This window comes from Anaeromyxobacter sp. SG64 (assembly GCF_022690745.1).
Lineage (GTDB): Bacteria > Myxococcota > Myxococcia > Myxococcales > Anaeromyxobacteraceae > Anaeromyxobacter > Anaeromyxobacter soli.
In genome coordinates this window covers 1-8,062 of record NZ_JALCZB010000142.1, presented here as the reverse complement: position 1 = coordinate 8,062, position 8,062 = coordinate 1, and the positions used below count along the sequence as shown (strand labels likewise).

The following is an 8,062-nucleotide window of genomic DNA, read 5'->3' as shown; positions in this document are numbered from 1 at the left end:
GGCGGGGCGAGCGCGGCGGCCGTCGAGGCGTGCGCCGCGGCCGGCAGCGCCCGGGCAGCGCCCTCCTCGCCCCCGGCGCCGCCCGCCAGCCGCGCCCGGGCGAGCAGGCCGTAGTAGTCGGCCGGGAAGCGGGTGGCGAGGTCCGTCCAGATCGCCTCCGCCGCCCGGGCGCCGCCGTCGCCGCGCCCGGCGAGGATCCGCGCCCGCCAGTACGCCGCCCGCGCGTGCTCGTAGGGATCGAGGTCGCGCTCGCCCTCCTCGATGGCGAGGAGCTGCGCGATGGCGCCGTCGAGGTCACCCGCGCGGCGCGCGAGCCAGGCCAGGCGGAACCGCGCCTCGTCCCAGTAGTCGCCGCCCGCGTGGTCCCGGACGATGCCCGCGAGCGCTTCGCGCGCCTCTGCGTCCCGCCCGGCGCGCAGGAGCAGATCCGCGGCGGAGAAGAGGGCGTCGTCCGCGAGCGCGTTGCGGGGGTAGTCGCGCGCGAGCCGCCGGTAGAGCGCGATCGCGCCGTCCTTGTCCCCCGTGTTCGAGGTCGCGCCGGCGAGCAGGAACAGCGCCTTGACGCGCACCGCGGGGTCGTCGCAGCCCTCGACGACCGGGCGGAGCGCCTCCATCGCGTCCGCGTAGCTGCGCGCCTTGCGGTGCGCGCGCCCGAGCGCGGCGCGGGCGCGGCAGGCGAGCTCCTCGCCCGGCGCTGCGGCGGCGAGATCCGGCACCGCCTTGCGCAGGAGGTCCACCGCCGCGTCGGCGAGGCCCGCCTCGAGGAGCGCCTCGGCGCGCCGCACCTGCTCCTCGACGCCCGGCTCGCCGCCCAGAGGCGCGGGCAGCGCGCGCAGCGCGGCGAGGCACTCGCCGGCCTCCGGCGCGATCGGGTGGTCCGCCCAGCACGCCGCGAACGCCCGCCGCGCGGCGGCGGGGTCCGCGCCCTCGCCCTCCGCGTGGACGCGGCCGGCGAGGAGCAGCGCGGTCGCCCCGGCGTCGGAGGCGCCGGGGTCCCTCGGCGCGGGGACGGAGACGAGCGGCGCGAGCGCCTCGAGCGCCTGGGCGCGATCGCCGAAGCGCCGGGCGAGCCGCGCGCGCGCGAGCCGCGCCTCTCCCGCGACGAGCGACGCGTCCGGCACCGCTGCGAGCGCGACGAGCGCCTCGCGCCCGCGCCCCGTGGCCTCGAGCGCGCGGCCGCGCAGCAGGGAGATCCGGTCGGCCGCGTCCGGGAGGCGCGCCTCGAGCCCTTCGAGCGGCGCGAGCGCCTCAGCCGCCCGACCCGCCTCGGCGAGCGCCATGGCGCGGAGGAGCCGCGCCTCCGGGGTCGCCACGTGCGCGAGCTTCGCGGCGGCCTCGGCGTGGCGGCCGGCGTCGAACGCGGCCTTCGCCTGGGCGGCCGGGCCGGCCTGGAACGCGGGGGTGAGATCGAGGACGGCGTCGGACGGGGTGACCGACGCGAGGAGGACGGCGGCGAGCGCTGCGGTGATCATCGGGGGCAGGTGCAGAGTGCGGATCACGGAGGGGTCGCGTCAAGGGCCCGCCCGGCTGCGCCGTCCGGCCGCGCCTCCCGCCGCTCGGGATCGTCGAGGCGGGCGGGCGATTCCGGGGCGGGCAACCGGCGCGGAAAACGTCTAGGATCGCCCCTGCGTGGACATCCGGACCCAGGCGGCGCTGCTCGCCGCGATCGTGACGCTCGCGCTCTCGGCGGCCGCGCTCCTGCGCGAGAACCGCTCGCGGGTGTTCACCCTGTTCGCGCTCTTCGCCGCGGATCTGTGCCTCTTCTCCCTCGCGAGCTTCTTCCTGCGCTGGTCCGAGGCGTTCGGGGTCCCCTGGTGGGAGCGGCTCGCGGTGGCGTCGGGCGGCCTCATCCCCGCCGCGGCGCTCGCCTTCTTCCTGGAGTTCCTGGGCGTCGCGCGCCGGCCGGCGCGCCGGGCCCGGAACGCCATGCTCGCGGGGTCCCTCTCCGGGATCGTGGTCGCCGTCACCCCGCTCGTGCAGCTCAAGGCCGCGAAGCTCCTCGTCGCGACCTACGTGGTCGGCGGGCTCGCGGTGGTGGTCTCCGTGCTTTGGGGCAAGATGCACGCCTCGCAGACGCGGGTCGAGCGCGCGCGCCTCCAGTACCTCTTCCTCGGCGCGGTCGTCGCGGTGCTCCTGTCGACGCTCGACATGCTCCCGCTGCTCGGCCTCCCCTATCCGCCCGAGGGGCTCGGCTCGATCACCCTCACCATCTTCATGTTCTTCCTGTCGCAGACGCTGCAGCGCCACCGGCTGCTCGATCTGCACGAGTTCCTCGGGAAGATCGTCGTGGTGACCGCGCTCGGGCTCGTGCTCGTCGCGATCTACGGCGGGCTCGTGTCGTGGGTGGGTGACCGGCCCGAGCTCTTCTACTTCAACACCATCGTCGCGTCGTTCGTGATCCTGTCCCTGTTCGAGCCGATGCGGGAGCGGGTCGAGGAGTGGGTGGTCGCGACGCTGTTCCGCGAGCGCTACGAGCTCGTGCGGCGCCTCGAGGCCCTCCGCCAGCGGACGGGCAAGGTCATCGAGCCCGCCGGCCTCGCCGAGGTGGTGCTCGACGGCCTCGTGGAGACGCGCCGGGCGACGCACACCTCCCTCTGGCTCGTGGCGGACGATCGCCCCGGCTACCGGCTCCTCGACTTCCGCGGCCCGCCCCCGGTCCCGTTCCTCGAGCCCGCGACCGCGCGCGCCCTCCTCGCCGCGGCCTCCTCGACCCAGAAGGCCATCCTGCTCGAGAACATCGACCGCCGGGTGGCGGAGCTCCGGGCGATGCTCCCGCCCGGGCCTGCGGAGCACGAGAGCCGCAGCGGTCGGGGAGCGCCCGCGGCCGTCGCCGAGGAGCTGAAGCGGCTCAGCGACGCGCGCGCCGTGATGTGCTCCATGCGCGCGGGGATCTGCATGCCGCTCCTCGCGGGCGACCGCGTGGTCGGGTTCCTCGCCTGCTGGGACGAGCGCGTCCCCGAGGCCTTCGCGTCCGACGAGATCGCCGCCCTCATCGAGATCGCCGATCGGTGCGCCCTCGTCATCGAGAACTCCAAGCTGTACCAGCAGATGAAGGAGCGCGACCGCCTCGCCGCGCTCGGCGAGATGTCGGCCGGCCTCGCCCACGAGATCCGCAACCCGCTCGCCGCCATCAAGGGCGCGGTCCAGTTCCTCGATCCCGCGAAGCTCCCCGGCGAGGACCGCGAGTTCCTCGAGATCGTGATCGAGGAGGTGAACCGCCTGAACGGCGTGGTCACCCAGTTCCTCGACTACTCGCGCCCGCTCAAGCCCGCCCTCGCGCCGACCGACGTGAACGACGTCCTCGCGCGGACGTTCAAGCTGCTCCAGGCGGAGGTCCCGCCCACGATCTCGGTGGAGCTCGCGCTCGCGGAGTGGCTCCCCCCCGTGAACGCCGACGCCGAGCAGCTCAAGCAGGTGTTCCTGAACCTCGCGCTGAACGCGTTCCAGGCGATGCCCGCCGGCGGCAAGCTCGTCGTCTCGACGCGCCTCGCGCGCGACGAGCTCGCCTTCTGGCGGGAGGGGATGCGCAAGGCCGACCTCGTCGAGGTGCGGTTCCGCGACAGCGGCCCGGGCATCCCCGACGAGGCCCGCGAGCGCATCTTCGTGCCCTTCTACACGACGAAGGAGAAGGGCACCGGGCTCGGGCTCGCCATCTGCCAGCGCCTCGTGAAGGCGCACCAGGGCACGATCCAGGTCCGCTCGTCGCCCGGCGAGGGCGCGGAGTTCCTCATCTCGCTGCCGGGGCTCCGGGAAGAGCGGCCGCCCGAGTCGCCGAAGCCGCCCGTCGACGAGGAGGAGAAGCGCCGCGCCCGCGAGCGGCGGCGCGCCAAGGCCGCGGCGCGGCTCCGCCGCCGGCGGAAGCGTCGCAAGAAGCAGCAGGCGTGAGCCCGGCCCGGGGCGCCCCGGCCTCGGGCGCCGGCGGCACGGGATCCCTCGACCCTCCGCCGCGCAATGCCGGGCGAGAGCCCTGCACCGGGCCCGAGGCGCGCCGCGCGTGCGGAGACCGGTCGACTGTGGTAACGCACCCCCGTGGCTCACGTCCTCATCGTCGACGACGAGGTGAACATCCGCCGGGTCCTCGCGGCCATGCTGAAGCGCGAGGGCTACGAGGTCACGACCGCCGCGGACGGCGAGCAGGCTCTCGGCGTCCTGCACAAGACGCCCGTCCACGTGGTCGTCACCGACCTCGTGATGCCGAAGCTCGGGGGGATGGATCTCCTGCGTCGCGTCGGGGCCGACTTCCCCGACGTGCCGGTGATCATGATCACCGCGCACGGCTCCGTGGACAGCGCGGTGTGCGCGCTCAAGGCGGGCGCCTTCGACTACATCACGAAGCCGTTCGAGCAGGACGAGCTGAAGAAGGTCATCGCCAAGGCCGCGCGCGCGCACGACCTCGAGCGCCAGAACGTCCACTCGAGCTTCGGTGAGGGCGACCGCCCGCCGCTCGTCGGCCAGTCCGCGGCGATGCGCGCCATCTACGACATGGTCGCGCGGGTGGCGGACTCGCCCTCGACCGTGCTCGTCACGGGCGAGAGCGGCACCGGCAAGGAGCTCATCGCGAAGGCGCTCCACCGCGGCTCCTCCCGCCGGGACAAGCCGCTCATCAAGGTGAACTGCGCCGCGATCCCGAAGGACCTCGTCGAGAGCGAGCTGTTCGGCTACGAGCGCGGGGCGTTCACCGGCGCGGTCGCGTCGAAGCCCGGCCGCTTCGAGCTCGCCGACGGCGGCACCCTGTTCCTCGACGAGATCGGCGAGATCCCGGTCGAGATGCAGGTGAAGCTCCTGCGCGCCATCCAGGAGCAGGAGTTCGAGCGGGTCGGTGGCATCAAGACCCTCCGCGTGGACGTCCGGCTCATCGCCGCGACGAACCGCGACCTCCGGCAGATGATCGCCGACGGCCGGTTCCGCGAGGACCTCTACTACCGGCTCGCGGTCGTCCCCATCGCCCTGCCCCCCTTGCGCGAGCGCAAGGAGGACATCCCGCTGCTCGTGCGGCACTTCATCGAGAAGTACGACCAGCGGCTCGGCAAGAAGGTCGAGGGCATCGAGGAGGAGGCGCTGCAGCTCCTCCTCGGCTACGGCTGGCCCGGGAACATCCGCGAGCTCGAGAACCTCATGGAGCGCTCGGTCCTGTTCGCCGACGGGCCGCTCATCGAGGCGAGCGCCCTCCCCGACTCCCTCCGCGACCGCGGCGCCCAGCCGCCGGTGCCCATCGCGGCGATGGGCCCGCTCGGCGCCATCGCCGCGCCGAGCGGCGCGTCGATGAAGGAGATCGTGCGCCACGCGCAGGCGGAGCTCGAGCGCGAGCTCATCACGCGCGCGCTCGAGGAGACGGGCGGCAACGTCACGCGCGCCGCGAAGCGCCTGCAGATCAGCCGCAAGTCGCTGCAGGTGAAGATGAAGGAGCTGGGGCTGCGCGAGCCGCCGGAGACCGACGAGTAGCGGCCCGTTCCTGCATCGTGCGCCGAAGCACACACCAGGCGGGGGCTCGTCAACTTGACCGCTCCGGGGGCCACTGCTAGCGTCGGCGCGGTTTTGCTGCGCTTTCCGCGGCGTTCGCTCCAGTCCACGGAGGAGACATGCGGCGGCTTCGCCTGCGCGCCCTCACGATCTGCACCCTCGTCGCGCTCGCCGCCCCCGCCGGGGCCGCCGAGATCACCCGCGTCGCCACGAGCGAGACCGGCAACCTGTTCGACTTCCACGTGTCGCTGCGCTGGGATCGCACCCAGCTGCGCGGGAAGCTCACCCGCGAGCAGGGAGACCCGGCGGCGAACCCGCCGTTCGGCGCGAACGTCGACGTCGACGAGCTGCGCTACACGCGCATCACGAACGCGCTCGTGCCGCGCTTCGCGGTCGGCCTCCACCGCGATCTCGAGGTCCACGTCGAGCTGCCCTACGTGCTCGCGGACGACCACTCCTGGCGCTTCGCCCTGGTGAACGGGCTGCCCGTGGAGGCGGTCTCCACCATCACGAACAACACCATCGACGCGATGAACCAGCCGTGCGATCCGGGCGGCGCGACGTGCCCGCTCTTCCCGGTCGGGTCGAACACGACCGTCTATCACGGCGGCCGCGCCGGCGACGTGAAGGCCGGCGTCGCGTGGGGCATCTTCAGCGACGCCCGCGACGACACGAAGCCGTTCTGGCTCGTGGGCGCCGACCTCACCTTCCCCACCGCCAGCGCCTACGATCCGGCCGCCGGCCGCAGCGCGAGCTGGGCGTCGCCGCACGTCTCGTCGGGCAACCCCGGCGCGTTCGGCGAGAAGGTCTGGAAGTACGACCTCTACACGGTGCTCTCCCGCCGCCTCGGCCCCATCGACCCGTACTTCAAGGCGCACGTGACCGGGATGCAGCGCTCGAGCGGCACGTACTCCAACTGCGAGCACGCCGCGGAGCTCGCGCGCCGCGCGCCCGCCGAGGCGACGCTCGCGGGCGCCGCCAACTGCTCGAGCTGGGGAGACGACGCGCGCGCCCGCCTCCCGTGGATCGGGGGCCTCACCTTCGGCGCCGAGCTCGTGCCGTACGAGAACCCCTCGGAGGACCAGAAGGTGTCCGTCGACGTCCGGGCGTTCGCGGACTACACCTCGTCGCAGCGCTTCTACAACCCGCTCACCGACATGAGCGGCAAGCTCCACGCGACGGAGCCCTACCTCACGATGGGCGGCCTGTTCGGCCTGTACCTCCGCGCGTCGCGCTTCGTGTCGCTCCACGCGAGCGCCTCGCTCGCGACCCAGACCGCGCACTTCCTCTCCGGCGAGTCGCTCGGCCGCGGCGGCGTCGCCGACGCGGGCAAGGACATCACGGGCGTCACCGCGAACCCGGACCTGAACCCGAACTACGACTGGCGCTACGACGCGCCGGGCCGGCGGTTCCGCTTCAGCGAGACGAGCGTGTTCGGCCTGTCCGTCGCGGGCGTGCTGCAGTTCTGAGGGGACGGGCGGCCGCGCCGCCCGCCACGCTCGCTCTCCCCAGCGCCCCCGCGAGGCGCCGGACCGCCTCGCGGAGCTCGCGCTCGTCGAGCCGGCCGAAGCCGAGCCGCAGGTTCGGGGGGGAGCCGCCGTCGAAGGCGAAGAGCCGGCCCGCCTGCACCGCCACCCCCGCCGCGAGGGCGCGGTCGGCCCACGCCTCGGCGTCGAGGCCGGGCGCGACGCGGCACCAGTAGGCCATCCCGCCGGGTGGCTGCTCGAAGGTGAGCGCGCCCGCGAGCTCGGCGCGCAGCGCGTCCGCGAGCGCCTCGCGCCGCGCGGCGTAGATCCTCCGCGTGCGCCACACGTGGCGCTGCGCCTCCCCCTCCTCGAGCAGCTCGGCCACGGCCGCCTCCACCGCGAGATCGCCCTGGCGGTCGAGGTAGTGCCGGTGCGCGGTGAGGCGGGCGATGGCGTCCTCCGGCCCCGCCAGGAAGCCGATGCGGAGGGCCGGCGCGAGCACCTTGGAGAGCGAGCCGACGTACACGACCACGCCCGCCGCGTCGGCGCTCGCGAGCGGCTGCACCGGGCGGCCCTCGTAGTGGAACTCGTTGTCGTAGTCGTCCTCGAGCACGACCAGCCGCGCCCTGCGCGCGAGGTCGAGCAGCGAGAGCCGCCGCGCCGGCGAGAGGGTGACGAGCGTCGGGTACTGGTGGTGCGGGGTGAGGTACACCGCGCGGATCCGCTCCGGCCCCGCTCGCGCCGCGAGCGCCTCCACGTCGAGGCCCCGGGCGTCGAGCTTCAGGGGCACGAGCCTCAGGCCGGCGAGCCGCAGCGCCTCCCAGGCCGGGCGGTAGCCGAGGTCCTCCACCGCGACGGCGTCGCCGGGGCGGAGCAGCCCGCGGGCGGCCACGGCGAGCGCCATCTGTGCGCCCCGGGTGACGAGCACGCCCTCGGGTCGTACCGCCAGCCCTCGCGCCTCGCCCAGCATCCGCGCGAGCGCCGCGCGTAGCCGGGGGTGCCCCCGCGCGTCGCCGTAGCCGAGGTGCTCGCGCCTGCTCAGCGCGCGGCGGTAGGCGCGGGCCAGGGCCGCCACCGGCACGAGGCGCGGGTCGGGCACGCCGCCGAGGAGCTGCAGCGCCCCGGGCGGCGGCGGC

The 8,062-nt window shown here is 74.7% G+C and carries 5 protein-coding genes; 3 read left to right on the top strand and 2 right to left on the bottom strand.

All coding sequences use genetic code 11. The features are described from left to right. Positions 1 to 1,499: tetratricopeptide repeat protein (locus MNZ29_RS22800; RefSeq protein ID WP_242356888.1), on the bottom strand; the 1,499-nt coding region annotated here is incomplete at its 3' end. A gap of 130 nt (positions 1,500 to 1,629) precedes the next feature. Between MNZ29_RS22800 and MNZ29_RS22795 the strand changes: the two genes are divergently transcribed. From MNZ29_RS22795 to MNZ29_RS22785, 3 genes are all read left to right on the top strand, one after another. Further along, entirely contained in the window at positions 1,630 to 3,885 is a 2,256-nt protein-coding gene (locus MNZ29_RS22795) for an ATP-binding protein (RefSeq protein ID WP_242356886.1), read from the top strand. A gap of 144 nt (positions 3,886 to 4,029) precedes the next feature. Further along, positions 4,030 to 5,442, top strand: coding sequence for a sigma-54 dependent transcriptional regulator (locus MNZ29_RS22790; RefSeq protein WP_242341372.1), 1,413 nt, complete (start codon positions 4,030 to 4,032; stop codon positions 5,440 to 5,442). A gap of 137 nt (positions 5,443 to 5,579) precedes the next feature. Continuing rightward, positions 5,580 to 6,929: a hypothetical protein gene (locus MNZ29_RS22785; protein ID WP_242356884.1), complete on the top strand. Its 1,350-nt coding sequence runs from the start codon at positions 5,580 to 5,582 to the stop codon at positions 6,927 to 6,929. Here MNZ29_RS22785 and MNZ29_RS22780 read toward each other — a convergent pair. Continuing rightward, the coding region (locus MNZ29_RS22780; protein ID WP_242356882.1) for a PLP-dependent aminotransferase family protein at positions 6,877 to 8,062 on the bottom strand (1,186 nt) is incomplete at its 5' end. The genes MNZ29_RS22785 and MNZ29_RS22780 overlap by 53 nt on opposite strands.

What these genes read in the sequence shown, in the direction of transcription:
- MNZ29_RS22785 (WP_242356884.1), top strand. Translation starts at nt 5,580, where the DNA reads ATGCGGCGGCTTCGCCTGCGCGCCCTCACGATCTGCACCCTCGTCGCG.